Origin of the sequence: Azospirillum sp., from assembly GCF_035628975.1 — a bacterium.
GTDB lineage: Bacteria > Pseudomonadota > Alphaproteobacteria > Azospirillales > Azospirillaceae > Azospirillum.
In genome coordinates, this window is the sequence record NZ_DASPIS010000120.1 from 1 (window position 1) to 26,131 (window position 26,131).

A 26,131-nucleotide genomic window follows, 5' to 3' on the forward strand; every position below is an offset into this window, starting at 1 on the left:
CTCGTCGGCCCCAACGGTGCGGGCAAGACGACCCTGTTCCGCATGATCACCGGCGAGGAGCAGCCGGACGGCGGTCAGGTCGCCATCGAGAAGCAGGTCAGCATCGGCTACTTCAACCAGGATGTCGGCGAGATGTCCGGCCGCAGCGCGGTCGCCGAGGTCATGGACGGCGCCGGACCTGTCAGCGTCGTCGCGGCCGAGCTGGCCGAACTGGAAGCGGCTATGGCCGATCCTGACCGTGCCGACGAGATGGACGCCATCATCGACCGCTATGGCGAGGTGCAGGCGCGCTTCGACGAGCTGGGCGGCTACGAACTGGAAGGCAAGGCGCGCGAGGTTCTGGCCGGCCTCAGCTTCAGCCAGGAGATGATGGACGGCGATGTCGGCGGCCTGTCCGGCGGCTGGAAGATGCGCGGGGCGCTCGCCCGCATCCTGCTGATGCGGCCGGACGCCATGCTGCTGGACGAGCCGAGCAACCATCTGGACATCGAAAGCCTGATCTGGCTGGAAGGCTTCCTGAAGGGCTACGAGGGCGCCCTGCTGATGACCTCGCACGACCGCGAGTTCATGAACCGCATCGTCACCAAGATCATCGAGATCGACGGCGGAACGCTGACCAGCTATTCCGGCGACTACACCTTCTACGAAAAGCAGCGGGCGCTGAAGGAGAAGCAGCAGGAGGCGCAGTTCGAACGGCAGCAGGCCATGCTGGCGAAGGAACTGAAATTCATCGAGCGCTTCAAGGCCCGCGCCTCGCATGCCTCCCAGGTGCAGAGCCGGGTGAAGAAGCTGGACAAGATCGAACGCTTCGAGCCGCCCAAGCGCCGGCAGGTCGTGACCTTCGACTTCCCGCCTGCCCCGCGCTCCGGCGACGACGTCGCGGTTCTGAAGAACGTGCACAAAGGCTATGGCAGCCGGGCGATCTACCAGGGGTTCGACCTGACCATCCGCCGGAAGGAGCGCTGGTGCGTCATGGGCGTCAACGGCGCCGGCAAATCGACCTTGCTGAAGCTGATCGCCGGCGCGACCGAGCCCGACGCCGGCACCGTCACCGTCGGCGGCAGCGTCAAGATGGGCTACTTCTCCCAGCACGCCATGGAACTGCTGGACGGCGACCAGACCATCTTCGAATCGCTGGAGGCGCATTTCCCGCAGGCGAGCCAGGGGTCGCTGCGGGCGCTGGCCGGCTGCTTCGGCTTCTCCGGCGACGATGTGGAAAAGAAGTGCCGCGTGCTGTCCGGCGGCGAGAAGGCGCGGCTGGTGATGGCGATCATGCTGTTCAACCCGCCGAACTTCCTGGTGCTGGACGAGCCGACCAACCACCTGGACCTCGACACCAAGCAGATGCTGATCGCGGCGCTGGGCGCGTATGAGGGCACCATGCTGTTCGTCTCGCACGACCGGCATTTCCTGGCCGCGCTGTCCAACCGGGTGCTGGAACTGACGCCCGACGGCATCCACCAGTATGGCGGCGGCTACACCGAGTATGTGGCGAGCACCGGCCAGGAAGCGCCGGGCCTGCACAGCTGATCGGCAAGCAACGGGGAGCGCCGCACTGCGGCGCTCCCGTCAGCCTTACGCCGCCTTGATCGACGCCAGGAACTGCTCCACCTCGTGGCGCAGGGTTTCGGCCTGCCGGGCCAGTTCGCCGGCGGCCGACTGGACCTGACCGGCGGCGCTGCCGGTCTCGCCCGCGGTCTGCGTCACCTGCGTGATGTTGACGGAGACCTCCTGCGTGCCGACCGCGGCCTGCTGCACGTTGCGGGAAATTTCGTTGGTCGCCGCCCCCTGCTCCTCGATCGCCGCCGCGATGGCGGTGGAAATGTCGTTGATGCTGGTGATGGTCCCGCTGATCCCGCCGATGGCGGCGACGGCGCCGGATGTCGCGGACTGAATGCCGGCGATCTGGCTGGCGATTTCGTCGGTCGCCTTGGCGGTCTGGGCGGCCAGCGACTTCACCTCCCCGGCGACGACGGCGAAGCCCTTGCCGGCCTCACCGGCACGCGCCGCCTCGATGGTGGCGTTCAGCGCCAGCAGGTTGGTCTGGCTGGCGATGTTGGTGATGAGATTCACGACGTCGCCGATGCGCTGGGCGGCATCGGCCAGTCCGCGCACCGTGTCGTTGGTCCGCGACGCCTCTTCCACCGCCTGCCCGGCGATGCGGGTGGAGTTGGTGACCTGCTGGCTGATCTCGCGGATCGAACTGCTCATCTCCTCCGTCGCGGTGGCGACGGTCTGCACGTTGGCGCTGGTCTGCTCGGCCGCCGCCGCGACGGTGCCTGCCTGGACGTTGGTCTGCTGTGCCATCGCCACCATGCTCTGGGCCGTCGCGTCCAGTTCGGACGCGGCCGACGACACGGTGCGCAGGGCGGAGGCGGCAACCCGGTCGAAGTCGGAAATCAGATGCTCGATCCGCTCGGTCCGGCGCTGCTTGGCGGCCTGCTCCGCCGCCTGCTCGACCGCCAGCCGGTCCGCCTGCACCAGCCCGTCCTTGAACACCTGGACCGCCCGCGCCATGGCGCCGAGTTCGTCACCCCGCCCGGCACCGGTCACCTCGGCCGACAGGTCGCGGTCGGCAAGCCGGCTCATCGTGCCGGTGATGACCTGGATCGGCCGCGACACCGTGGCGATGATCATCCAGGCGGCGCCAAGGCAGACCGCCATGACGACGCCGAGCGCAACGACGATGAGGATTCTGCTGCTCAGGTAGACCTGCTCGCCACGGGTCGCCGCCTCGGCTCCGTTCCTGGTGTTGAACTCCGTCAGTTCGTCCAGCAGCTTCTTGGCGGACCGGTAGGCCACACGGGAGTCGCCGCGATACAGCACCGCCGCCTCGCTGTTCCGGTTGTCGCGTGACGCGGGCAAAAGCTTCTGCTGGCTGATGGACAGGTAGCTGTCCCAGAGCATGGTGAGTTTTCGGTAGTTCTCCGTCTCCCACCCCGGCGTCAGGAGCGCGGCATAGGCCTGCTTTGCCCTCTCCAGATCGTTCAGCACGACCTGCATCGTGTCTTCCTCGACCTTCAATTCCTGGGGCGTTTCGGAGGCGATATGGGCTCCTTCGAGAATCCGGTAGAAATCGAAAGCCGCACGCAATTCGCCGATGGATTTGACACTGGGCAGCCAATTGTCCCGAACCTCCGCTGCCTCATCGTTTACTTCGGAGAGCCTTTCGATGGAGAAAACACCGAGGACGAGCGTGAACAGCATGACCAAGGCGAAGCTGATCAGCGACTTCGTCCGGATGGTAGTGTCAGTGACCCATGACATTCGCATTTCCCTCCCTGCTGCGCCCATGCATGGGCCGGCGACTGAAATCTCCTACTTCAGTACTCAAGAGATATCATGGCGAGATGAACGGACTATCTGAGGGAAACCCTGACACTTCTCGAATGCATAAACCACGCATTCAGAAATTAATTAATGACCCCTTCGGCATATCATTTCTCTCGAAAAGAGACTTTGTATCAGTCGGTTCAAAATTGCGCCGATCCGTAGTTTTATTACCACTATGGTCACACCCTATTACACATCACGCCCGACCGAACCACCATTGGGCTCGAATTTCTCCACTCCACACGCGTCTTGCATGCGCCGGGAACCGGGGCGATCCCTCTGCCGCTCGTCTCACGGACCGTTCAGACCCCGAACATCGCTGTTGACCAAACCTGTATTATGGATCATACAGGTTCCTGTCTGATGAAGAGACAGGAAGCGGGTTCCAGCGACTTTTCCAACGACGGGGGGAGGCGGAGCACTGTGAAGTCGGCGGTCGAACCCCTGAAGGCGCGCAGGATCTATCTGCTGCTGCGCGACCGCATCGTCGCCGGCGAACTGCCGCCGGGTGCGCGCCTGCCGGGCGAGCCGGCGCTGGCGGCCGAACATGCCGTGTCGCGGGTCACCGTGCGCCGTGCGCTCGACCTGCTGGAAAAGGAAGGGCTGGTGCAGCGCAAGCCCGGCTCCGGCACCTTTGTGCACGACACGCGCACCGTCCGCCCGATCGTCGCCGACCTGTCCAACGTGCTGTCGCACCTGATCGACATGGGGCGCAGCACCGACGTGAGGCTGCTGTCCTTCGGCTATGTCGTGCCGTCCGAAGCGATCGCCGCGAGCCTGGGGCTGCAGCCGGGGGAGCGGGTCCAGCGGTCGGTGCGCGTGCGCCTGATCGATGGGGAGCCCTTCTCCTACCTGACCACCCATGTGCCGGAATGGATCGGCCTGACCTATTCGGAGGCGGAACTGGCGGCGCGCCCGCTGCTGGAACTGATCGAACGGTCGGGCGTGGAAACCGACCGGGCGACCCAGGCGATCAACGCCACGCTGGCCGGGCCGGACGCCGCTGCGGCGCTGGATCTGGAGATCGGATCGCCGCTGCTGACGCTGACCCGCATCGTCTACGAGCCGTCGGGCCGCGGCGTCGAGCATCTGCACGCGCAGTACCGGCCCGACCGCTACAGCTTCCACATGGACCTCGTGCGCACCGGCAATGACGGCGAACGGCGCTGGAGCCCGGCGCTGGGCCGGCCGCGCAGCAGCGACAAGACCAAAACCGACAAGATCAAGACCGACAAAGGCAAATCGGGCGAAAAGCCCACCCGCACGCCGCGGGTCACCAAACAGAGGAGTTGAGCGTTATGGGACGTTCGGTTCAGGACCCCGCCCTTTGCGGAATTTCCCGCCGCACCGTGCTGAAGGCCGGTGCCGCAGCCGCGGCCTTCGTCGCCGTGCCGGTGGCCGCCCCGTCGATCCTGCGGGCGCAGACCCCGGCGGTGAAGATCGGCATCCTCCAGCCGGTGACCGGCGCGCTGGCCCATGACGGCGACCTCGGCCGTCTGGGCGCCGAAATCGCGATCAACGAGATCAATGCCGCCGGCGGCATCAAGTCGCTGGGCGGCGCCAAGATCGAGATGGTGTTCGGCGACGCCCGCTCCATGCCCGAAGCCGGCACGCAGGAAGTCGAGCGGATGCAGGCCGAAGGCGTATCGGCCATCGTCGGCGGCTTCGCCAGTCCGATCTGCCTTGCCGCCTCGCAGGCGGCGGCGCGCTACGACCTGCCCTATCTGGTCGATGTCGGCGTGTCGGACCAGATCATGGCGCGCGGCCTGACCAACACCTTCCGCTTCAGCCCCGGCTTCGGCAAGGTCACGCAGGTGGCGCTCGACAACCTGACCGCCATCAACGAGCGGGCAGGCAAGCCGGCCAAGACCGTCGTGCTGGTACATGAGGACGGGCTGTTCGGCTCCGGCCTCGCCAAGCTGCTGCAGACGGAACTGCCCAAGCGCGGCTTCGAAATCCTGGAGACCATCGCCCATCCGACCCCGGCGCGCGACATGTCCAACGTGGCGCTGCGCATCCGCTCGCTGAACCCGGATCTGGTGATCCCGTCGAACTACTACGGCGAGTTCGTGCTGCTCGCCCGCACGATGCAGCAGCAGCGCATCAAGCCGAAGGGCATCTACGCCATCCTGGGCGGCGCCGCGTCGAACGGACGCTTCGTCAAGGAATTCCCGCAGGCGGCCCAGAACGTCATCGACTGCAACCACTGGCACGATCCGAAGAATCCGAAGGCGCTGGCTCTGCGCAAGGCGGTGGAGGACCAGGGCAAATCCTTCGCCTACAATGTGCCGCTGAACTATTCGAACCTTTTGCTGCTGGCCGACGCCATCGAGCGCGCCGCCTCCACCGACCGCAAGAAGATCATCGAGGCGCTGAACGCCTCCAGCTTCGCCGGCCACATCATGCCCTACGGACCGACGAAGTTCGTGAACGGCCAGAACGAGGGCGCCACCCCGATCAACACCCAGATCCAGGGCAGCGACATCAAGGTGATCTTCCCCGAGGCGTTCGCCGAGGCGAAGGCCAACTTCCCGGCGGCCTGATCTCTTTTTCCGCCGTCGCATCTCCGCAGTCCCCTTGCCCGTCCAGGGCTGGCCGCGAACCGGCCGCCCGGACGGGCGAGGGGGTCATTCCTCTCATGCGCGGGCTGCCATGTATTCACCTCAGATCATCCTGGAAGCGGCGCTGAACGGTCTGATGACCGGTGCGGTCTATGCGCTGATCGCACTCGGCCTGACGCTGATCTACGGCGTGCTCCACATCATCAACTTCGCCCATGGCGCGCTGCTGACCTGCGCGATGTTCGCGGTCTGGGGCGCCTGGGCCGGGCTGGGGATCGACCCCTATCTGGTCATCCTGCCGCTGGTGCCGCTGATGTTCGCGCTCGGCTATGGCCTGCAGCGCTTCGTCGTCGGGCCGGCCAGCCACGGCGACGACGGCAACATCCTGCTGGTCACGCTGGGCCTGTCCATCGTGCTGGAGAATGTGCTGCTGGCGCTGTTCCAGTCGGACACCCGCACGCTCGACACCGATTACTCCTTCCAGGTGGTGGCGCTGGGGCCGCTGCTTCTGTCCTACCCGCGGGTGATCGGGCTGGGGATGGCGGTGGTGGTGACCGGGCTCTTGTGGCTGGTGCTGAACCGCACCGACACCGGCAAGGCGATCCGTGCCGTCGCCAAGGAAAAGCTGGGCGCCAATCTGGTCGGCATCGACGTGCCGCACATCTATGCCGTCACCTTCGGCCTGGGCTGCGCCTGTCTTGCCGTGGCGGCGGGGCTGCTGATGCCGACCTTCTACGTCAACCCGCGCATCGGCGGCGCCTTCGTGCTGGTCGCCTTCACCGTGGTGGTGCTGGGCGGCATGGGCTCCATTCCCGGCGCGCTGCTGGGCGGCCTGTTCATCGGCGTGGTGGAGAGCCTGTGCGGCCTGCTCCTGGGCGACAGCCTTGGCCAGATCGGCATCTTCCTGATCTTCATCGCCGTGCTGCTGGTGCGGCCGACCGGACTGTTCGGAGCCAAGGCATGACCGCGCGCGACCTGATCCCGATCGCCGTCCTGACCATCCTGGCGGCCCTGCTGCCGCTGGTGGTGACCTCCAGCACGGTGCTGAACTTCCTGGTCTTCACGCTGATCGTGTCGCTGGGCGCGCAGGGTTGGAACATCCTGGGCGGTTTCGGCGGCCAGTTCAGCTTCGGCCATGCCGCCTTCTTCGGCACCGGCGCCTATGTGACCGCGATCCTGCAACTGCGCTACGGCGTCAACGCCTGGGCCGGCCTGGCGCTGGCAACGGCGGCCGGCGCCCTGGTCGGCTGGGTGATCGGCTTCCTCAGCTTCCGCTCCGGCCTGCGCGGTTCCTACTTCGCGCTGGTGACGCTGGCCTTCGCCGAGGTGTTCCGCATCCTCGCCAACGCCGCGTCCTTCACCGGCGGTGCGGCGGGCCTGCTGATCAAGCTGGACGTGCGGCCGGCCAACCTGCAATTCGACGACCGCGCCGTCTTCTATTGGCTGGTGCTGGCCTTCGTCGCCGCAACGCTGCTGCTGACGCGCTGGATCCAGCGCTCCCGCTTCGGGGCGCAGCTGGTGGCGGTGCGCGAGAACGAGGATGCGGCCAAGGCGCTGGGCGTGGATTCCCTGAAGGTGAAGCTGCGCGCCATCGCCCTGTCGGGCGGCGTCACGGCGCTGTCCGGCTGCCTCTATGCCCAATACTTCCTCTACATCGACGCCAACATCGCCTATGGCAGCTGGATTTCGGTGGAGCTTCTGCTGGCCCCGATCATCGGCGGCGTCGGCACCGTCTTCGGCCCGGTGGTGGGGGCGCTGACCCTGCACGGGCTGGGCGAGGTCGCCAAGCAGTTCGCCGGCCGCATTCCCGGCATCGACCTGATCGTCTTCGGCGGCGTGCTGGTGCTGGCCGTGGCCTTCGCCCGCGGCGGCATCCTGGGCCTGCTGGAGCGGCTGCGCGACCGCGGCCGGGGGATGGTGGCCCGTGGCACCAAGGAGGTTTCCCATGCTGGCCGTTGACGGCGTTTCCAAGCGGTTCGGCGGGCTGATGGCGGTGGACAGCGCGACGCTGTCGCTGGAGCCCGGCGGCATCATCGGACTGATCGGTCCGAACGGCGCCGGCAAGACCACGCTGTTCTCGATGATCTCCGGCTTCATCGCCCCCACCGACGGACGCATCCGCTTCGAAGGCACCGACATCACCGCCGAGGAGCCGCATCGGCGGGCGGAGCGCGGCATCGGTCGCACCTTCCAGATCGTCCAGCCCTTCGCCGGGCTGACGGTGTGCGAGAACATCGCGGTCGGCGCCTATCTGCGCCACGCCAAGCGGGCCGATGCCATCGCCAAGGCGCGCGAGGTGGCCCGCCGCGTCGGGCTGGGGCCGGAGCTGGACCGGCCGGCCGGCGGGTTGACGGTGGCCGGGCGCAAGCGGCTGGAGCTGGCCCGCGCGCTCGCCACCGAACCCAAGCTGCTGCTGCTGGACGAGGTGCTGGCCGGCCTGAACCCGTCGGAAATCCGCGACATCATCCCGGTGATCCGGGGCATCCGCGACGAAGGGGTGACGATCCTGATGATCGAACACGTCATGCAGGCGGTGATGAACCTGTGCGAGCGCGTCTATGTGCTGGCCCAGGGACGCATGATCGCCGAGGGACCGCCCGCCGCCGTCTGCGCCGACGCCCGCGTGATCGAGGCTTATCTCGGCCACGGCGCCGCCGCCCGCCTGAAGGCGGAGGGGGCGGCCCATGGCTGAGCAGCTTTTGGAAATCAACGGCCTTAAGACCGGCTATGGCGCGACCGAGGTTCTGCGCGGCATCGACATGGCCGTGCATGCCGGCGAGATCGTCACGGTTCTGGGCTCCAACGGCGTCGGCAAGACGACGCTGAACAAGGTGCTGTCGGGCGTGCTGCCGCCCTGGACCGGCGAGATCCGCTTCGGCGGCCAGCGCATCGACGGCAAGTCCGCCGCGCGCATCGTGGAGGAGGGGCTGATCCAGGTGCCGGAAGGCCGCAAGATCTTCCCCAACCTGTCGATCCGCGAGAATCTGGAACTCGGCAGCTACCGCCGCGGCAAGCCCAACCGGACACGGAACCTGGAACGCATCTTCGCCACCTTCCCCCGTTTGAAGGAGCGCGAAGCGCAGTTCGCCGGCACCCTGTCGGGCGGCGAGCAGCAGATGCTGGCGATCGGCCGCGGCATGATGGCGGAACCGCTTCTGCTGATCCTCGACGAGCCGTCGCTTGGCCTCTCGCCCCTGGTGGTGGAGGAGATGTTCGGGCTGATCCGCAAGCTGAATGCCGACGGGCTGGCGATCCTGCTGGTGGAGCAGAACGTCGTCCAGTCGCTGGAGGTCGCCCGCCGGGCCTACATCCTTGAAAACGGCGTCTTCGCTCTGTCGGGACCGTCCGATGAGATCGCGCGCGACCCCGAACTGAAACGCACCTATCTCGGCCTTTGACGGGCCGTCCGCCTGGGAGCGGTGACATGACAAGCCTGTCCTTCGACGTGAAGCCGGCGAGCGAGTTGCTCGCCGCCGCCCGCCCGTCCTGGCTCGACCGCTGGGGCGCCTTCGCCGCCGGCCTGACCTTCGCCGAACTGCCGGCCCCGGTGGTGGAGCGGGCGAAGCTGGTGCTGCTCGACTGCATCGGTGTGATCGCCGCCGGCATGCAGGAACCGGAATGCCGCGCACTGGTGGGCCGGATGGTTGAGACCGCCGGTTCGGGAAATTGCCCGGCCATCGGTTCGGGCCATGACTTCCCTGCCGGTTCAGCCGCCTTCCTCAACGGCCTCGCCGGGACCATGCTGGAGCTGGACGAGGGCAACCAGTATGCCCGCGGCCATCCGGGGATCCATGTGCTGCCGGCGGCGCTGGCTGCCGGTCCGCGGCTGAAATCCTCCGGCGCCGACCTGCTGACGGCGCTGGTGCTGGGCTACGAGATCGGTTCGCGCATCGGCATCGCCGCCAAGCTGCTGGTCACCACCCATCCGCACGGCACCTGGGGCACGGCGGGGGCGGCGCTGGCGGTGGCGCATCTGAACCGCGCCGACGCAGCGGCGATGATCGAGACGATCAACATCGCCTCTACCCTCGGCCTCGCCACCAGCCGGCGAACGATGCTGGAGGGCGGCACCGTGCGCAACGCCTATGCCGGCGTGTCGAACCAGCTGGGCCTGACCGCCTGGGATCTGGCGGCCAGCGGCATCATCGGCGAGACCGACGGGGTGGGCAGCGTGTTTGGCGGCGTCATCGCCCGGGATTTCCGGCCGGAACTGATGGTGGATGAGCTTGGCGAACGCTGGGAGATCGCCCGCAACTACTTCAAGCGCCACGCCGCCTGCCGCTACACCCACGGCGCACTGGATGCGCTGGGCGACATCGTGGCACAGGCCGGCGGGCGGATCGCCCCGGACCAAGTCGCGGCCATCGAGGTCGATACCTATGTCTGGGCCGCCCAGCTGAACGGGCCGGAGCCGAAGAACATGCTGGCGGCGAAATTCTCGCTGCCCTTCGCGCTGGCGACCTTTCTCGCCAATGGGGCGGCGACGCCCGATGCCTTCCGCGAAGACGCCCGGAAGGCGACTGCGACCCGCGATCTCGCCCGCCGGGTGACGGTGCGCGAGGACACGGAGCTGACCGCCCGCCTTCCCGGCCTGCGCCCGGCCCGCGTCCGCCTGACGCTCGCCGACGGCCGCAGCTTTGCGGCGGAGGCGCTGACCAACAAGGGCGACACCGAGGATCCCTACAGCCCCGACGAGGTGCGGGCGAAGTTCGCCGAACTCGCCGGGCCGGTCTGGGGCGCCAAGCACGCCGCCGCCATTGCCGACTGCGTCGAAACCATCGACCACGCGGCCGATCTTTCAACCCTGACCCGGCTTCTGTCGGCACCCGCCGCCGCCGGGGGGAGCGTCTGAGATGACCATGCCCGACCTCAGCTTCAAACAGCGGCTCTCCGAGAACCGCGTCGTGCTGGCCCCCGGCGTCTATGACGCCTTCACCGCCTCGATGGCGGCGCGGGCGGGATTCGAGGCGCTGTATCTCTCCGGCGCCGCCATCGCCTACACCCGGCTCGGCCGGCCCGACATTGGGCTGGTTTCGGTCAGCGAGGTGGCGGACACCATCGCCCTGGTGCGCGACCGGGTGCCGACGCCGCTGATCGTCGATGCCGACACCGGCTACGGCAACGCGCTCAATGTCCAACGCACCGTGCGCATGTTCGAGCGTGCCGGCGCCACCGCGCTGCAGTTGGAGGACCAGAGCTTCCCCAAGCGCTGCGGCCACCTGACCGACAAGGCGGTGATTCCGGCCGGCGAGATGGCCGGCAAGATCAAGGCGGCGGTCGATGCCCGCGCCAGCGAAGGCACGCTGATCATCGCCCGCACCGATGCGGTGGCGGTGGAAGGCGTTTCGGCCGCTCTCGACCGCGCCCGCCTCTATGTCGAGGCCGGTGCCGACGTGCTGTTCGTCGAGGCGCCCAAGAGCCGGGAGCAGCTGTCCGCCATCGCCACCGACCTGGGCGGCATCCGCCCGCTGCTGGCCAACATGGTGGAGGGTGGGCAGACGCCGATCAGTTCCGCGACGGAGTTGGGCGAGCTGGGCTACCGGCTGGTGATCTTCCCCGGCGGCATCGTGCGGGCGCTCGCCCGGCAGGCGCAGGACTATTACGGCTCGCTGGCACAGCATGGCACCACCCAGCCCTTCCGCGACCGCATGTTCGATTTCAACGCACTGAACGACCTGATCGGCACGCCGGAGATGCTGGCGCTCGGCGAAACCTACAAGGACTTCACACCCGCCAAGCGGGAGGACGCAGCATGACCATGAAGACCGCCACCATCGACCCCGTCACGCTGGCCGTCCTGAAGGGCCGGCTGGAGCAGATCGCCGACGAGATGGACGCGACGCTTTACCGCTCCGCCTTCAACCCGATCATCGCCGAGGCGCGCGACGCATGCCACGGCCTCTATCATGCCGAAACCGGCGCCACGCTGGTTCAGGGCACCAACGGCCTGCCGATCTTCGTCGGCGCCATGGCCTTCGCGGTCAAGGCGGTGATCGACAAGGTGACGCGCGAAGGCGACCTTCACCCCGACGACATCTTCCTGTTCAACGACCCCTATGACGGCGGCACCCACCTGAACGATTTCCGTCTGGTGCGGCCGATCTTCCGCGATGGCCGGCTGTTCTGCTGGATGGCGTCGGTCGGCCACTGGCTCGACATCGGCGGCAATGTGCCGGGCAACTTCAACGCCCGCGCCACCGACAGCTTCCAGGAAGGCGTGCGCATCCCGCCGGTGAAGCTGGTCAAGGCCGGAGTGATGAACCACGATTTGCTGGCGATCCTCGCCGCCAATTCCCGCGTGCCGGTGTCGAACTACGGCGACCTGAACGGGCAGCTGAACGCGCTGGATCTCGGCGTGCGTCGCTTGACCGAACTGCTGGACGAGCATGGCGAGGAAACGGTCGCCGCCGCCTTCGACGCCTTCACCGCAAGGGCCGACGCGCTGATGCGCAGCGCCATCGGCAGACTGCCGGACGGTGTCTACAGCTTCGAGGATTATCTCGACAATGACGGCATCACGGCGGACCGGCTGCTGATCGCGCTGGACCTGACCATCGCCGGCGACCGGATGACGCTGGACTTTTCCCGCTCGTCCGCCCCCTGCGCCGGGCCGCTGAACATCGCCTATTCCACCGCCGTCGCCTGCTGCTACGTCGCGCTGAAGCATGTCTTCACCGACGTGCCTGCCAATGCCGGATGCCTCAACCCGATCACCTTCGTCATCCCCGAAAGCACGCTGCTGGCGGTGAAGCCGCCGAAGCCGGTCGGCGGCTATACCGAGACGATCCTGCGCGTCATCGGCGTGGTGTTCGGCGCACTGGCGCTCGCCGATCCGGCCCGCGCCACCGCCGCCCCCTTCGGCACCATCAACGCCCTGTCGCTGGCCGGCCACCGCAAGGACGGCTCGCGCTGGGTCATGTTCTCCTTCTTCGGCGGGGGCTTGGGCGGCAATCCGGAGACGGACGGGCTGAACCACGCCAACAACCCGATTTCGACCGCCACCATCCCGCCGGTGGAAATCCTCGAAGCGGCCTATCCGGTGATGTTCACCCAATGGGCTCTGCGCCCGGACTCCGCCGGGGCCGGCCTGCATCGCGGCGGGCTGGGCGCGGTCTACGAGATCGAGGCGCTGACCGATGCCGAAGCCTTCCTGCTGGGCGAGCGCGGCGTCTTCGCGCCCTTCGGCGTGGCCGGCGGCACCCCTGCGGCGCTGAACCGTTTCACCTGGCAGAGCGACGAAGGCGAGAAGTCGCCGCCGCTGGCCTCCAAGGTCACCGACGTGAAGATCCGCGACGGCCAGCGCGTGCGGCTGGAGACGCCGGGCGGCGGCGGCTGGGGCGACCCGAAGCGGCGCGACGCGGAGGCCGTCGCCCGCGACGTGCGGCTTGGCTACCTCGGCCGAGAGGCTGCGCGTAGCGCCTATGGCGTGGCGCTGACCGACGACGGCGCGCTGGACATCGCCGCCACCGCGACCTTGCGCGAATCCTCCGCCGCCTGACGACACCGGAATCCAAGACCATGAGCAATGCAACTCAGCGCGGTGCGATCGTCGGCGTCGATGTCGGCGGCACCTTCACCGACCTGTTCCATTACGACGAGGCACGCGGCAGCTTTCGCACCGCCAAGGTGCCCTCCAACCGCGGTGACGAGGCGGTCGGCTTCCTCGCCGGGCTGCAGAGCTTCGGCCCGGTGGCCGATCTGGGCTCCATCGTCCACGGCACCACCGTCGGCACCAACGCGCTGCTGGAGCGCAAGGGCGCCAAGGTCGGCCTCATCACCACCGCCGGCTTCCGCGACGTTCTGGAAATGCGCCGCCGCGACCGCCGCCACACCTGGGGCCTGTGGGGCGATTTCGTCCCCGTGGTCGACCGCGACATGCGGCTGGAGGTGGCGGAGCGCACGCTGGCCGACGGCACCATCCGCACCGAAATCGACCCGGAGGAGGTCCGTGCCGCCGCCCGTAAGCTGGCGGACCAGGGTGCGGAGGCGCTCGCCATCGTCTTCATCAACGCTTACGCCAACCCGGCCAACGAGCTGGCGGCGCTGGAGGCGGCGCGCGAAGTCTGGCCGAACGCCAACCTCGAATGCTCGTCGCGCATCCTGCCGGAAATTCGCGAGTTCGAACGCACCTCCACCACCGCGCTGAACGCCTATCTCCAGCCAGTGGTCGGCAGCTATCTCGCCAAGCTCGACAACGCGCTGGCGGGCGAGGGCTTCGGCGGCCGCTTCCACATCGTGCAGTCGAACGGCGGCGTCATGTCCACCGACACCGCCCGGCGTCTGCCGGTGCGCACCGCCCTGTCGGGGCCGGCGGCGGGCGTCATCGCCGCGGCGGCGATCTCCAAGGCGGCGGGCTTCCCCAACGTCATCACCGGCGACCTCGGCGGCACCAGCTTCGACGTGTCGCTGGTGGTGGAGGGGCAGACCATGCTGGCCGCCCAGACCACCATCGATTTCGGTCTGGTCGTCCGCACCCCGATGATCGAGATCACCACCATCGGCGCCGGCGGCGGTTCCATCGCCGGGGTCGATCCCGGCGGCATGCTGCAGGTCGGACCGGAAAGCGCCGGCTCGCGCCCCGGACCGGTCTGCTACGGACAGGGCAACACCCGCCCGACGCTAACCGACGCCAACGTGCTGCTCGGCCGCATCAATGCCGAGCGTCCCATCGGCGGCAAGCTGGCGCGGCTGGATGTCGACGCCGCCCGCACCGCAATCGCCACCCATGTCGCCGAGCCGCTCGGCCTCGACGTGATGGCGGCGGCGGAGGCGGTGGTGCGCATCGCCAACAGCAAGATGGCCGGCGCCATCCGCCTCGTCTCCATCGAGCGCGGCCATGACCCGGCCAAGTTCGCCGCCGTGCCCTTCGGCGGCGGCGGGGCGCTGCATGTCGGCGCGCTGATCAAGGAGGTCGGCCTGAAGGCGGCGCTGGTGCCGCGCTTCCCCGGCGTGACCTCGGCACTCGGCTGCGTCATCGCCGACATCCGCCACGATCAAGTGCAGACGGTCAACCTGCCGCTGGCAGGGATCGACGCCGCGTCGCTCGACCGCCGCATGGTGGAGGAGGCAACCGCCGCCCGCGCCGTGGTGGAGGCTGCCGGGCTCAGCGTCGATCGCATCGACCTCATCTTCGAACTCGACATGCACTACATCGGCCAGACCCACACAGTCGCCGTGCCGCTGCCGGTGTCGGTGGAGAACGGTACCACAGGCATCGACGAGACGACCATCCGCGCCGCCTTCGAGCGCGCCTATCAGGCCTCCTTCAGCCGGCTTCTGCCGGGGGTGGGCGCCAAGATCGTCAACCTGCGCACCGCCGCCATCGGCCGCCGTCCGCATTTCGACCTCTCCGCGCTCGCACCGGCGGCCGGGACGACGGTGGAGGGCGCCCATGCCGGGTCGCGGCCGGTGTGGTTCGATGGGGCTTGGCACGAGACCGCCGTCTACAACCGCCTCGACCTGCCGGTCGGCGCGGTGATCCAGGGGCCGGCGATCCTGGAGCAGCCGGACGCCACCACTGTCATCGACCCCGACCTGTCCGCCCGCGTCGACGGCTTCGGCAACGTCATCGTGGAAAGGAGCGCCCGATGAGCGGCACCGCCATCCCTGTCGAACGGACCGCCCTGCTGGTCTGCGACCTCCAGAACGACTTTATCCACCCGGACGGTGCCTATGGCCGCGCCGGTCAGACGGCGCCGGAGATCCTGGCGCTGCCGGAGCGGGTGAAGCCGCTGGCCGACCTGCTGCGCGCGCGCGGCGGCTGGGTGATCTCCACCAACTTCACGCTGGTGCCGGGCCGCGGCGGCGAGCCGATGATCTCCCCGCATCTGAAGTCGCTGCGCCCCTTCCTGGCCAAGGGCGATTTCCAGCCCGGCGGCTGGGGACACCGCACGGTGGATACGCTGCAGCCCGTCGATGTGGAGGTTGAGAAGGTCGCCTATTCCGCCTTCTACATGTCGCGGCTGGAATGGGTGCTGCGGAAATGCGGGGTGGAGCGGCTGCTGGTCTGCGGCATCGTCACCAATGGCGGCGTGGCCTCGACCGTGCGCGACGCCCATGTCCGCGAATTCGACACCATCCTGCTGGAGGACGGCTGCGCCGCCTTCAGCCGCGAGGTGCATGAGGTCTCCGTCGCCGCGTTGCGCCCGGTCTGCCGGGTGGCGACCGTCGCAACGATGCTGGAGGAGGTGGCAAGCTCATGAGCCGCATCCTACCCGCCGACGGCATGGAGTTCGAGTTCACCGTCCCCGTCGTCGTGATCGGCGGCGGAGCGGCCGGCATGGTCGCGGCGCTGGCCGCCCATGAACAGGGCGCCGGGGTGCTGGTGCTGGAGCGCGATGCGCTGCCCCAGGGCTCCACCGCCCTGTCGGCCGGGCTGATCCCGGCGCCGGGCACCCGCTGGCAGCGCGACGCCGCGATCAAGGACAGCCCGGAGCGCTTCGCCGCCGACATCATCGCCAAGGCGAAGGGCGAACCGGACCCGGCGGAGGTCGACCGCGTCGCGCAGGCCGTGGGGCCGGCACTGGAATGGCTGGCCGACCGCTACGGCCTGCCCTTCTCGGTGGTCGACAATTTCAGCTATCCCGGCCACAGCGCGCGGCGCATGCACGGTCTGCCCAGCCGGTCGGGGGCGGAGCTGATCGACCGCCTGCGCGGAGCCGTCGAGGCCGTTGGCATCGACGTGCTGTGCGAGGCGCATGTCACCGCGCTCCATGCCGATGGGCCTCTGGTCCGTGGCGTCGAGATCACCCGCCCCGACGGCAGCGTCGAGCGGGTCGGCTGCGGCGCTCTGATCCTCGCCTGCAACGGCTATGGCGGCAACAGGGCGCTGGTCGAGCGGCATGTGCCGGAACTGGCCGACGCGCTCTATTTCGGCCATCCCGGCAACCAGGGCGATGCGCTGCTGTGGGGCGAGGCGCTTGGCGCCGCCACCCGGCACCTGTCGGGGCACCAGGGCCATGGCTCCGTCGCCCACCCCGCCGGCATCCTCGTCACCTGGGCGACGATCACCGAGGGTGGCGTGCAGGTGAATGCGGAGGGTCGGCGCTTCTCCAACGAGGCGCAGGGCTATTCGGAACAGGCCGCCATCGTGCTGCGCCAGCCGGACGGCATCGCCTGGACCGTCTTCGACGAGCGCATCGCCGGCATCGCCCGCCAGTTCGAGGATTTCCGGCAGGCCGAGGCGATGGGCGCGGTGCTGAGCGCCGACACCCCGGCCGAGCTTGCCCGCCAGATGAAGATCGACACGGACGCTCTGACGGACACGCTGGCCGAGATCGACCAGCTGAAGGCGGAGAGCCGAACCGACGTTTTCGGCCGCGACTTCACCGGTTCGGCCCCGCTGGTCCCGCCCTACCGCGCGGTTCGTGTCACCGGTGCCCTGTTCCACACCCAGGGCGGGCTGGTCGTCGATGACGATGCCCGTGTTATCGACGGACAGGGGATGCCGCTGCCCAACCTCTATGCCGCCGGCGGGGCCGCCTGCGGCGTGTCGGGATCCAAGGCGTCCGGCTATCTGTCCGGCAATGGCCTGCTGACCGCGGTAGCGCTGGGGCGCATCGCCGGAAACGCCGCTGCAAGCGCCGTAAGGGAGGAAACCAGCCAATGACATCGCAGCCACGCAGCCTGTTCGAAAAGGTCTGGGACGCCCATGTCGTGGCGACCCGGCCGGACGGTCAGGCCCTGCTCGCCATCGACCGTCATTTCCTGCACGAGGGCTCCTTCCACGCCTTCGGCATGATCGACCATGCCGGCCGCAAGGTGCGCCGGCCGGAGCTGACCTTCGCCGTCGCCGACCATTACGTGCCCTCGCACAGCCGGTCCAGGCCCATCGCCGATCCCGAGATCGCCAACATGGTGACGATGCTGGAGGCAAATGCCGGCCGCCACGGCCTACGTCATTTCGGCCTGCACGACCCGGCGCAGGGCATCGTCCATGTGCTGGCGCCGGAACAGGGGCTGACCCTGCCCGGCTTGACCATCGTCTGCGGCGACAGCCACACCTCCACCCACGGGGCTTTCGGCGCGCTGGCCTTCGGCATCGGCGCCACCGAGGTGTCGCATGTGCTGGCGACCCAGACCCTGTGGCAGCGCCGTCCCAGGACGATGCGCATCACCGTGGACGGGGTGCTGGGGCCGCACGTGACGGCCAAGGACCTGATCCTGGCGGTGATCGCCGCCATCGGCGCCGACGGGGCCGCCGGCCACGTCATCGAATACGCCGGCAGCGCCATCCGCGCCCTGTCGATGGAAGGCCGGCTGACCGTCTGCAACATGTCGATCGAGGCCGGGGCGCGGGCCGGCATGATCGCCCCCGACGACACCACCTTCTCCTGGATCGAGGGGCGGCATTATGCCCCCAAGGGCGCCCTGTTCGACCGCGCGGTGGAGCATTGGCGGACCCTGCCCAGCGATGACGGCGCCGTCTTCGACCGCGAGGTGACGCTGGACGCCGCCGACATCGCCCCGGCCGTGACCTGGGGCACCAGCCCCGAAACCGCGGTTCCGGTCACGGCGGCAGTGCCCGATCCCGGTGCGGAGGCCGATCCGGTGCGCGCCGGCCAGATGCGCAAAATGCTGGACTACATGGGCCTCGCTCCCGGCATGGCGCTGGAGGATGTGCCCATCGACCGCGTCTTCATCGGCTCCTGCACCAACGCCCGGCTGGAGGATCTGCGCGCCGCCGCCGAGGTGCTGCGCGGCCGCCGCGCCGTGGTGCCGGGGCTGGTGGTTCCGGGCTCTGTTCCTGTGCGCCGGCAGGCGGAGGCGGAGGGGCTTGACCGCGTGTTCATCGACGCCGGTTTGGAATGGGGGGAGCCCGGCTGCTCCATGTGCGTGGGCATCAACGGCGATCTGGTTCCGGCGGGGGAACGCTGCGCCTCCACCACCAACCGCAACTTCCCCGGCCGCCAGGGGCCAAACGCCCGCACGCACCTGATGAGCCCGGCGATGGCCGCCGCAGCCGCCGCCACGGGGCGCCTCACCGATGTCAGAAAGCTCGATGTCCGCAAGCTGGGAGCGTCGTAGAATGGAACCCTTCGTCACGCTGACCGCGCCGGCGGTGCCGCTCGACATCGCCAACATCGACACCGACCAGCTTCTGCCCGCCCGCTTCCTGAAGAAGCCGCGCAGCGCCGGCTACGGCAACTTCCTGTTCCATGACGAGCGCAAGCCGGGCTTCCCGCTGGACGACCCCGCCTATGCCGGTGCCCGCGTCCTGGTGAGCGACCGCAATTTCGGCTGCGGCTCGTCGCGCGAGGGGGCGGTCTATGCGCTGGTGGATGGCGGGTTCCGCTGCGTCGTCGCGCCGAGCTTCGGCGACATCTTCGCCGCCAACGCCGCCAAGAACGGCCTGCTGACCATCACCCTGCCGGAGGATGCGGTGGCGACGCTGCGCCGCCAGCTGCAGGAGGCGCCGGGCGCATCCGTCACGGTCGATCTGCCGGCCCAGACGCTGACCGGTCCGGACGGGCGGGCGCTGACCTTCGCCATCGACCTCTTCAAGAAGGAATGCCTTGTCGAGGGCCTGGACGACGTGGCGCTGACCCTGCGCCATCAGGATGCCATCGACGCCTTCGACCGGACCGACGGCGCGGCCCGGCCTTGGGTGGTGCCGGGGGCCTGAGGGAGGCTCCCGGACCATTTCTCAACGCGGCAAGGGCGTGCCGTTGACCGCGTGGTAGCTGCGGATCACCTGGCTGTCGTCCATCGCCCCTTCACCGCGGCCGGAGGTCGCCAGGAACATCTGGTGGGCGACGGCGGCCAGCGGCAGGGCGGCCTTGGCATCGCGCCCGGCCTCCAGCACGATGCCGAGATCCTTGACGAAGATGTCGACGGCGCTGGTGATGTCCGGCTCCGCCTCCAGCATGCGGGGTCCGCGGTCCTTCAGCATCCAGCTGGAGGCGGAAGACCCGCTCATGATCTCCAGAAGGACCTTCAGATCCACGCCGACCTTGGCGGCCAGCGCGAAGGCCTCCGCCACCACCGCGATGTGAACGCCGCACAGCAGCTGGTTGACGGTTTTCACCGTGGCGCCCTGCCCCGGCTTCTCGCCGACGTGGAAGACCTTGTCGCCCATGGCGGCCAGGACCGGGCGGACCCGCTCCACCGTCGCCGCGGGGGCCGCCGCCATGATCGACAGCGTGCCCGCCACGGCCCCCACCACCCCGCCGGAGACGGGGGCGTCGACGAAGCGGCGCCCGGCCGCCTCCACCCGCTCCGCCAGGGCGGCCACCGCGCCCGGCGGACAGGTCGCCATCAGGATCACCGCCGCGCCGGCCGGAAGGGCCTCCAGCGCGCCGTCGGCGAAGAGGGCGGCGTCGGCCTGGGCGGCGTTCACCACCATCAGCACCAGCGCGTCCGCCCCCGCCGCCGCAGCAGCTGCACCGGAGGCGCCGGTCCCGCCCGCGGTCTCCAGCATCCGGACACTCTCGGCCCGCATGTCGAACCCCTGAACCTTGAAGCCCTTCGCCAGCAGATTGCGCGCCATGGGCATTCCCATGGAACCGAGGCCGATGAAACCGACTGTCGTCATCGCTTGAACATCCTTGGATTGGGCCTTGGATCGAGGTGCTGTCAGGTCGGAGCCCGTGAGCTTTTCTAGGCTATTGTCGGCCGTCATCCCCGCGAAGGCGGGGATCCAGGCGGCTCCGCCTAAGCACCTGAGCAGGCTGGATTCCCGCCTTCGCGGGAATGACGGCCGAGGGAACTCACGGCCACTCAGTACAGGATCGTCGCCGGTATGTAGGACACCAGCCCCAGCACGATCAGCGCCACCAGATAGAAGGGCCACAGCTCGCGCACGATGGCGCCGATGGGCTCGCGGGAGATGGCGGCGGAGATGAACAGGGTGGTGCCGATGGGCGGGGTGAACAGGCCGATGCTGAGATTGACGGCCATCATGATGCCGAGTTGGATCGGGTCCATGCCGATGGCGCCGCCGACCGCGACGAAGGTGGGGCCCAGCAGCAGGATCGCCGCCGGCAGGTCGAGGAACATGCCCACCACCAGCATGATCAGGTTCATCGCCAGGATGATCAGCCACGGCTCCTTCAGCACGCTCTCGGCATAGCCGGCCACCGCGTTCGGGATGGCTTCGGTGATCAGCACATAACCCACGAGGTTGGAGGCGGCGATGACCAGCATGACGACGCCCGTGGTCACGACCGTGCCCAGCAGCGCGGCGTAGATCCGCTTCACCGTCAGGTCGCGGTAGATCAGCACGCTGACCAGCAGGGCATAGGCGACGGCGATGACGCTGACCTCGGTCGGGGTGGCGATGCCGAAGCGCAGCAGGACCAGGATGAAGGCCGGCATCAGCAGCGCCGGCAGCGCCGCGACGGTCGCCATGCCCAGCGCCCGCAGCCCGCCCTCGCTCTTCAGCAGGGGGAAGTTGCGCATGCGGCCGCTGACATAGCAGACGATCATCATGCCGGCGGCCAGCATCAGCCCCGGCAGGATGCCGGCGAGGAACAGCGAGGCGATGGAGGCGTTCGACACCGCGGCATAGAGGATCAGCGGGATCGACGGCGGGATCAGGCCCGCGATCACCGACGAGGAGGCGGTCGCCGCCGCGCCGAAGGCGGCGGGATAGCCCTCGCGCTTCTGCCAGGGGATCAGCATGGAGCCCAGCGCCGACGCCTCCGCCACCGCGGAGCCGGACACGCCGCCGAAGATGGTGGAGCCGACGACGGTGACCTGCGCCAGACCGCCGGGATAGCGCCCGACCAGGGCGGCGGCGAAACGCACCAGCTTCTGGCCCAGCGTGCCGCTCATCATCAGCGCACCGGACAGGATGAAGAAGGGAATGGCCAGCAGCGGGAAGCTCTGGGTCGGCTGGAACAGCTTGATGACGGAGATGACGGTGGGAACGGAACCCAGCGTCATGACGGCGGCGCCCGAACTGATGACCAGCGCGTAGCCGACGGGGAACGAGAGAAGCAGGAGAAGGCCGAAGACGGCGACCATCATGGCGGTCATATCTCTTCCTCCGACACATGGGCGCGGACGGACCGCGGATCCTCGGCGATCAGAAGGCGCAGGAAGGTGGTGACGGCGGTCAGCCCCACCCCGACGAATCCTGCGATCAGCGACAGGTAGGCCCAGCGGGCGCTGACGCCCGTCACCGGATAGATTTCGCTGCCGGTGATCTCGATGACGGCGAGGCCGATGTAGGCGAGGTAGAAGAAGGTAGCCGCCACCACCACCTGCATCGCCAGCAGCAGCGCCCGGGCGGCGGTGCGCGGAAGCATGTCCAGCAGCAGCGTGACCGAGATGTGCGCGCCCTTCTGCGCCGCCAGCACCACGCCGCCCATCACCAGCCAGGGGAACAGCAGGTTCGGCAGCTCCGACGGCCAGCCCATGCCCTGGGTGGTCAGGTAGCGGACGACGACCTCGGCCCCCAGCGACAGGAACAGCACGACCAGCGACAGGATCGACACGGCGGCGGAGGCGACGGAAATCGCGCCGTCGGCCGCCTGGAGAAGGGTGGCGGGAAGTCCCGCCACCACATGCTCCCGGTCGTGGGACACCGTCATCACGGCGCGGCCCCGGCCGCCGCTTCCTTGCGGACCAGCGTCACCAGTTCGGGAAACTGCTTCTCCCACTTGTCGTAGACCGACTTGGTCTTGGCGACGAAGGGGGCCGGGTCGACCGTGTTGAACTTCACGCCCGCGTCCTCCATCTTCGACCGCAGTTCCTTGTCGGCCTTGGCGGACATTTCGCGGTTCAGCTTGCCGGCCTCCGCCGCCGCGTCCAGCACCGCCTTCTGGTCGGCCTTCGACAGGGTGTCGAACACCATCTTGCTGGCCAGCAGCGGGGTCGCCTCATACTTGTGGCCGGTCAGCGAGATGAACTTCTGCACCTCGAAGAGCTTGGAGGAGTGGATGTTCATCAGCGGGTTCTCCTGCCCGTCGACCACGCCCTGCTGGAGCGCGATGTAGAGTTCGGAGAAGGCCAGCGGCGTCGGGTTGGCGCCCAGCGCCTTGAAGATGTCCACGGTCATCGGGTCCGGCGGGGTGCGGACCTTCACACCGGCCAGATCCTCCGGCTTGGCGATCGGGCGGACGTTGTTGGAGACATGGCGGATGCCGTTGTCCCACATCGCCAGCAGCACCAGACCCTTGGTCTTCGACGCATCGTCCAGCTTCTTCGCCACCGGGCCGTCCAGCACCTTCCAGGCCTGCGGCAGCGATTGGAACAGGAAGGGCAGGCCCAGCACGGCATATTCCGGCACGACGCCCGAAGTGGTGCCCTGCGAGTTGGCGCTGAAGGCCAGCGTGCCGAGACGCATGCTGGTCAGCGCCTCCACGTCGTCGCCGTACTGGGCGCTGCCACCGACCTCGATCTTCACCCGTCCGTCCGTCTTCTGGGCGACGAGTTCCGCGAATTTCAGCGAGGCTTCCGCCTTCGGGTTGCCGGGGGCCGCGTTGTGGGCCAGACGCAGGACCTGCTGGGCCCAGGCGGCAGGCGACGCGACCAGGGCGGTGCCCACCATCAGCGACAAGAGCAGCTTCTTCATCGGATTCCTCTCCCTATGGACGTTTGCCCAACAGACGTTTGTTGGTTGATCGGGTCGGATGGCCGGCCGTCTTAGAGCCAGCCCTTGATGCTCGCCGCCATGGCGTCGGTGGAGATGCCGTAGAGGTCGTGCAGGGTCGGCAGGGCGCCGGCCTTCAGGAACTCGTCGGGCAAGCCGATCTGGCGGAAGACCGGGGCGACGCCGGCGCGCAGCAGGGTGCCGGCCACCGCCTCGCCCAGCCCGCCGATGACGGTGTGGTTCTCCGCCACCACCACCATGCGGCCGGTGCGTGCCGCCTCGCGCAAAATGGTCTCGGTGTCGAGCGGCTTGATGGTGGGGACGTGCAGGACGGCGACGCCGACCTTGTCGGCCTCCAGCCGCTGCGCCACCTCCAGCGCCCGCATCGTCATGATGCCGGACGAGATGACCAGCACGTCGGCGCCGTCGCGCAGCAGCTTGGCCTTGCCGAGTTCGAACTTGTAGTCGTACTCGTCCAGCACCAGCGGGACGTTGCCGCGCAGCAGCCGCATGTAGACCGGGCCGTTGTGCGCGGCCATCGCCGGCACCACCTGCTCGATCTCGTGCGCGTCGCAGGGATCGATCACCACCATGTTCGGCATGGCGCGCATCAGCGCCAGATCCTCCGCCGCCTGATGGCTGGGGCCGTAGCCGGAGGTCAGCCCCGGCAGGGCGCAGGCGATCTTGACGTTGCGGTTCTCCTCCGCGATCGTCTGGTGGACGAAGTCGTAGGCGCGGCGCGAGGCGAAGACGGCGTAGGTGGTGACGAAGGGCATCATACCCTCATGCGCCATGCCCGACGCGGCCCCCATCAGCAGCTGTTCGGCCATTCCCATCTGATAGAAGCGGTCGGGGTAGGCCTGGGCGAAGATGTGCAGGTCGGTGTATTTGGCGAGATCGGCGGTCATGCCGACGATCTCCGGCCGCTGCTTCGCCAGCTCGACCAGCGTATGGCCGAAGGGGGCCGGCTTGGTCCGCTGCCCCTCCGCCGCGATCGAGGCGATCATGGCGGAGGTCTTCAGGCGCGGCTTTGCGGTGGTGTTGGCAGCGGTGCTCATGCGGTCCTCCCGGCGTCGAGCGCATCAAGCGCCAGCTGCCATTCGTGCGCGTCGACGCGGATGAAGTGGTTCTTTTCGCGGGCTTCGAGGAAGGGCACGCCCTTGCCCATCTTGGTGTCGCAGACGATCATCCGCGGCTTGGCCTCGGGGTGCGACTTGGCGGAGTCGAAGGCGGCGATCACCGCGTCCATGTCGTTGCCGTCGATGCGCTGGACGAACCAGCCGAAGGCTTCCAGCTTGTCCACCAGCGGCTCGAACGCCATCACCTGGGTGGAGGGGCCGTCGGCCTGCTGGTTGTTGACGTCGACAATGGCGATCAGGTTGTCGAGCTTGTAATGGGCGGCCGACATGATGGCCTCCCACACCGAGCCCTCGTCCAGTTCGCCGTCCGAGAACAGCGTGTAGACACGGGCAGCGGAGTTCTTGCGCTTCAGTCCCAGCCCGATGCCGACCGCGATGCCGAGGCCGAGGCCGAGCGAGCCGCCCGACATCTCCATGCCCGGCGTATAGCTGGCCATGCCCGACATCGGCAGGCGGCTGTCGTCGCTGCCGTAGGTTTCCAGCTCTTCCGCCGGGACGATGCCGGCTTCGATCAATGCCGCGTACAGCGCGATGGCGTAATGGCCGTTGGACAGCAGGAAGCGGTCGCGCTCCTCCCAATGCGGGTCCTCGGGCCGGTACTTCATGGCGTGGAAATAGGAGACCGCCAGAACGTCGGCGATGTCGAGCGCCTGGCCGATGTAGCCCTGCCCCTGCACCTCGCCCATCAGAAGAGCGTTGCGGCGGATGCGGTAGGCGCGTTCGGCCAGCGGCACGTTGTGCCCCAGCGGGGTGGTGTCGAGTGCGGTGTCCACGGGAGGTGTCTCCAGCATTTCGGGATCAGTGGATCAGCATGCCGCCGTTGACGTCGAGCGTGGCGCCGGTGATGTAGGAGGACAGCTCCGACGCCAGGAACAGGCAGGAACGGGCCACATCCTCGGCATCGCCCAGGCGGTTCAGCGGGATGCCCTTCAGGATTTCCGCCCGCAGCTCGTCGGTCAGCTTGCCGCCGGTGATGTCGGTCTGGATCAGGCCCGGCGTCACCGAATTGACGCGGACGTTGTCCGGCCCCAGTTCGCGCGCCATCGCCTTGGCGAGGCCCAGCACGCCGGCCTTGGCCGCGCTGTAGTGCGGGCCGCCGAAAATGCCGCCGCCGCGTTGCGCCGAAACGGACGAGATGCAGACGATGGAGCCCGACTTGCGCTCCCGCATGTGCGGGACGACCGCCTGGCTCATGTACAGCGTGCCGCGCAGGCTGACGTCGGTCACCGCCTCGTAGTTCTTCGGGCCGATGTCCATGAACTTCAGCGGCTGGGTGATGCCGGCATTGTTGACCAGCACGTCGATGCGGCCGAACTCCTCGACCACGCGGTTCGCGGCGGCGAAGCAGGCGTCGCGGTCGGTCACGTCGCAGGCCAGGCCGCGATGCGCCTCGCCCAGTTCGGCGGCGGCTTCGGCAGCCTGCCCGGCGTCGAGGTCCAGGATGATCGCGCGCCCGCCATGCAGCGCGAAAAGCCTCGCGGTCGCCCGGCCGATGCCGCGGCGCGACGCGGCGCCGGTGATCACGCAGACCTTGTTGGACAGCAGCATGCTCGCTCCCTTTT

At 68.4% G+C, this 26,131-nt stretch carries 23 protein-coding genes; 15 read left to right on the top strand and 8 right to left on the bottom strand.

Annotated elements, in window-relative coordinates:
• A partial coding sequence (locus tag VD964_RS25480; RefSeq protein ID WP_324871278.1) for an ABC-F family ATP-binding cassette domain-containing protein occupies nt 1–1,530 on the top strand: 1,530 nt, incomplete at its 5' end.
• Nucleotides 1,531–1,575: 45 nt separating this feature from the next.
• On the opposite strand, the gene VD964_RS25485 is transcribed toward VD964_RS25480, so the two are convergent.
• Nucleotides 1,576–3,267, bottom strand: a complete 1,692-nt coding sequence (locus VD964_RS25485) for a methyl-accepting chemotaxis protein (RefSeq protein WP_324871279.1) — start codon at nt 3,265–3,267, stop codon at nt 1,576–1,578.
• Nucleotides 3,268–3,756: 489 nt separating this feature from the next.
• Between VD964_RS25485 and VD964_RS25490 the strand changes: the two genes are divergently transcribed.
• The 14 genes from VD964_RS25490 to leuD all read left to right on the top strand — a co-directional run bounded on the left by VD964_RS25490 (nt 3,757) and on the right by leuD (nt 19,518).
• Nucleotides 3,757–4,626: a GntR family transcriptional regulator gene (locus tag VD964_RS25490; protein ID WP_324871280.1), complete on the top strand. Its 870-nt coding sequence runs from the start codon at nt 3,757–3,759 to the stop codon at nt 4,624–4,626.
• A gap of 5 nt (nt 4,627–4,631) precedes the next feature.
• Nucleotides 4,632–5,876 carry an ABC transporter substrate-binding protein gene (locus tag VD964_RS25495; RefSeq protein WP_324871281.1) on the top strand — a complete coding sequence of 415 codons (1,245 nt, stop codon included), beginning with the start codon at nt 4,632–4,634 and terminating at the stop codon, nt 5,874–5,876.
• A gap of 109 nt (nt 5,877–5,985) precedes the next feature.
• On the top strand, nt 5,986–6,858 hold the full coding sequence (locus VD964_RS25500; protein ID WP_324871282.1) for a branched-chain amino acid ABC transporter permease: 873 nt from the start codon (nt 5,986–5,988) through the stop codon (nt 6,856–6,858).
• Nucleotides 6,855–7,853, top strand: coding sequence for a branched-chain amino acid ABC transporter permease (locus VD964_RS25505; RefSeq protein WP_324871283.1), 999 nt, complete (start codon nt 6,855–6,857; stop codon nt 7,851–7,853). Before VD964_RS25500 ends, VD964_RS25505 begins: the two co-directional genes overlap by 4 nt.
• Nucleotides 7,840–8,586 (top strand): ABC transporter ATP-binding protein, encoded by a 747-nt coding sequence (locus VD964_RS25510; protein WP_310115983.1) that lies wholly within the window; start codon nt 7,840–7,842, stop codon nt 8,584–8,586. Before VD964_RS25505 ends, VD964_RS25510 begins: the two co-directional genes overlap by 14 nt.
• Nucleotides 8,579–9,292: an ABC transporter ATP-binding protein gene (locus tag VD964_RS25515; protein ID WP_324871284.1), complete on the top strand. Its 714-nt coding sequence runs from the start codon at nt 8,579–8,581 to the stop codon at nt 9,290–9,292. Before VD964_RS25510 ends, VD964_RS25515 begins: the two co-directional genes overlap by 8 nt.
• Nucleotides 9,293–9,318: 26 nt before the next feature.
• Nucleotides 9,319–10,746, top strand: a complete 1,428-nt coding sequence (locus VD964_RS25520; RefSeq protein ID WP_324871285.1) for an MmgE/PrpD family protein — start codon at nt 9,319–9,321, stop codon at nt 10,744–10,746.
• A gap of 1 nt (nt 10,747) precedes the next feature.
• Nucleotides 10,748–11,650, top strand: coding sequence for an isocitrate lyase/PEP mutase family protein (locus VD964_RS25525; protein ID WP_324871286.1), 903 nt, complete (start codon nt 10,748–10,750; stop codon nt 11,648–11,650).
• Nucleotides 11,647–13,392, top strand: coding sequence for a hydantoinase B/oxoprolinase family protein (locus VD964_RS25530; RefSeq protein ID WP_324871287.1), 1,746 nt, complete (start codon nt 11,647–11,649; stop codon nt 13,390–13,392). Before VD964_RS25525 ends, VD964_RS25530 begins: the two co-directional genes overlap by 4 nt.
• A 20-nt stretch (nt 13,393–13,412) precedes the next feature.
• Nucleotides 13,413–15,485: a hydantoinase/oxoprolinase family protein gene (locus VD964_RS25535; protein WP_324871288.1), complete on the top strand. Its 2,073-nt coding sequence runs from the start codon at nt 13,413–13,415 to the stop codon at nt 15,483–15,485.
• Complete coding sequence (locus VD964_RS25540; protein ID WP_324871289.1) at nt 15,482–16,096, top strand: cysteine hydrolase; 615 nt, start codon at nt 15,482–15,484, stop codon at nt 16,094–16,096. The genes VD964_RS25535 and VD964_RS25540 overlap by 4 nt, the downstream gene beginning before the upstream one ends.
• The gene (locus VD964_RS25545) at nt 16,093–17,502 is read left to right on the top strand and encodes an FAD-dependent oxidoreductase (protein WP_324871290.1); all 1,410 of its coding nucleotides are present in this window, start codon (nt 16,093–16,095) and stop codon (nt 17,500–17,502) included. The genes VD964_RS25540 and VD964_RS25545 overlap by 4 nt, the downstream gene beginning before the upstream one ends.
• Nucleotides 17,499–18,920: a 3-isopropylmalate dehydratase large subunit gene (gene leuC, locus VD964_RS25550; RefSeq protein ID WP_324871291.1), complete on the top strand. Its 1,422-nt coding sequence runs from the start codon at nt 17,499–17,501 to the stop codon at nt 18,918–18,920. The genes VD964_RS25545 and leuC overlap by 4 nt, the downstream gene beginning before the upstream one ends.
• A 1-nt stretch (nt 18,921) precedes the next feature.
• Nucleotides 18,922–19,518, top strand: coding sequence for a 3-isopropylmalate dehydratase small subunit (leuD, locus tag VD964_RS25555; protein WP_324871292.1), 597 nt, complete (start codon nt 18,922–18,924; stop codon nt 19,516–19,518).
• Nucleotides 19,519–19,539: 21 nt separating this feature from the next.
• On the opposite strand, the gene VD964_RS25560 is transcribed toward leuD, so the two are convergent.
• From VD964_RS25560 to VD964_RS25590, 7 genes are all read right to left on the bottom strand, one after another.
• Nucleotides 19,540–20,427: an NAD(P)-dependent oxidoreductase gene (locus VD964_RS25560; RefSeq protein WP_324871293.1), complete on the bottom strand. Its 888-nt coding sequence runs from the start codon at nt 20,425–20,427 to the stop codon at nt 19,540–19,542.
• 185 nt (nt 20,428–20,612) lie between these two features.
• Entirely contained in the window at nt 20,613–21,872 is a 1,260-nt protein-coding gene (locus VD964_RS25565) for a TRAP transporter large permease (RefSeq protein WP_310115993.1), read from the bottom strand.
• Nucleotides 21,869–22,429 (bottom strand): TRAP transporter small permease, encoded by a 561-nt coding sequence (locus VD964_RS25570; RefSeq protein WP_324871294.1) that lies wholly within the window; start codon nt 22,427–22,429, stop codon nt 21,869–21,871. The genes VD964_RS25565 and VD964_RS25570 overlap by 4 nt, the downstream gene beginning before the upstream one ends.
• Entirely contained in the window at nt 22,429–23,412 is a 984-nt protein-coding gene (locus tag VD964_RS25575) for a TRAP transporter substrate-binding protein (RefSeq protein WP_324871295.1), read from the bottom strand. The genes VD964_RS25570 and VD964_RS25575 overlap by 1 nt, the downstream gene beginning before the upstream one ends.
• A 71-nt stretch (nt 23,413–23,483) precedes the next feature.
• Entirely contained in the window at nt 23,484–24,488 is a 1,005-nt protein-coding gene (locus VD964_RS25580) for a transketolase family protein (RefSeq protein ID WP_324871298.1), read from the bottom strand.
• Nucleotides 24,485–25,342, bottom strand: a complete 858-nt coding sequence (locus VD964_RS25585; protein ID WP_324871299.1) for a transketolase — start codon at nt 25,340–25,342, stop codon at nt 24,485–24,487. The genes VD964_RS25580 and VD964_RS25585 overlap by 4 nt, the downstream gene beginning before the upstream one ends.
• A 25-nt stretch (nt 25,343–25,367) precedes the next feature.
• A partial coding sequence (locus VD964_RS25590; protein WP_324871300.1) for an SDR family NAD(P)-dependent oxidoreductase occupies nt 25,368–26,131 on the bottom strand: 764 nt, incomplete at its 5' end.

Coding starts and splice junctions, on each gene's coding strand:
- VD964_RS25485 (WP_324871279.1), bottom strand. CDS start 3,267: ATGTCATGGGTCACTGACACTACCATCCGGACGAAGTCGCTGATCAGC.
- VD964_RS25495 (WP_324871281.1), top strand. CDS start 4,632: ATGGGACGTTCGGTTCAGGACCCCGCCCTTTGCGGAATTTCCCGCCGC.
- VD964_RS25500 (WP_324871282.1), top strand. CDS start 5,986: ATGTATTCACCTCAGATCATCCTGGAAGCGGCGCTGAACGGTCTGATG.
- VD964_RS25505 (WP_324871283.1), top strand. CDS start 6,855: ATGACCGCGCGCGACCTGATCCCGATCGCCGTCCTGACCATCCTGGCG.
- VD964_RS25510 (WP_310115983.1), top strand. CDS start 7,840: ATGCTGGCCGTTGACGGCGTTTCCAAGCGGTTCGGCGGGCTGATGGCG.
- VD964_RS25515 (WP_324871284.1), top strand. CDS start 8,579: ATGGCTGAGCAGCTTTTGGAAATCAACGGCCTTAAGACCGGCTATGGC.
- VD964_RS25520 (WP_324871285.1), top strand. CDS start 9,319: ATGACAAGCCTGTCCTTCGACGTGAAGCCGGCGAGCGAGTTGCTCGCC.
- VD964_RS25525 (WP_324871286.1), top strand. CDS start 10,748: ATGACCATGCCCGACCTCAGCTTCAAACAGCGGCTCTCCGAGAACCGC.
- VD964_RS25530 (WP_324871287.1), top strand. CDS start 11,647: ATGACCATGAAGACCGCCACCATCGACCCCGTCACGCTGGCCGTCCTG.
- VD964_RS25535 (WP_324871288.1), top strand. CDS start 13,413: ATGAGCAATGCAACTCAGCGCGGTGCGATCGTCGGCGTCGATGTCGGC.
- VD964_RS25540 (WP_324871289.1), top strand. CDS start 15,482: ATGAGCGGCACCGCCATCCCTGTCGAACGGACCGCCCTGCTGGTCTGC.
- VD964_RS25545 (WP_324871290.1), top strand. CDS start 16,093: ATGAGCCGCATCCTACCCGCCGACGGCATGGAGTTCGAGTTCACCGTC.
- leuC (WP_324871291.1), top strand. CDS start 17,499: ATGACATCGCAGCCACGCAGCCTGTTCGAAAAGGTCTGGGACGCCCAT.
- leuD (WP_324871292.1), top strand. CDS start 18,922: ATGGAACCCTTCGTCACGCTGACCGCGCCGGCGGTGCCGCTCGACATC.
- VD964_RS25560 (WP_324871293.1), bottom strand. CDS start 20,427: ATGACGACAGTCGGTTTCATCGGCCTCGGTTCCATGGGAATGCCCATG.
- VD964_RS25565 (WP_310115993.1), bottom strand. CDS start 21,872: ATGACCGCCATGATGGTCGCCGTCTTCGGCCTTCTCCTGCTTCTCTCG.
- VD964_RS25570 (WP_324871294.1), bottom strand. CDS start 22,429: ATGACGGTGTCCCACGACCGGGAGCATGTGGTGGCGGGACTTCCCGCC.
- VD964_RS25575 (WP_324871295.1), bottom strand. CDS start 23,412: ATGAAGAAGCTGCTCTTGTCGCTGATGGTGGGCACCGCCCTGGTCGCG.
- VD964_RS25580 (WP_324871298.1), bottom strand. CDS start 24,488: ATGAGCACCGCTGCCAACACCACCGCAAAGCCGCGCCTGAAGACCTCC.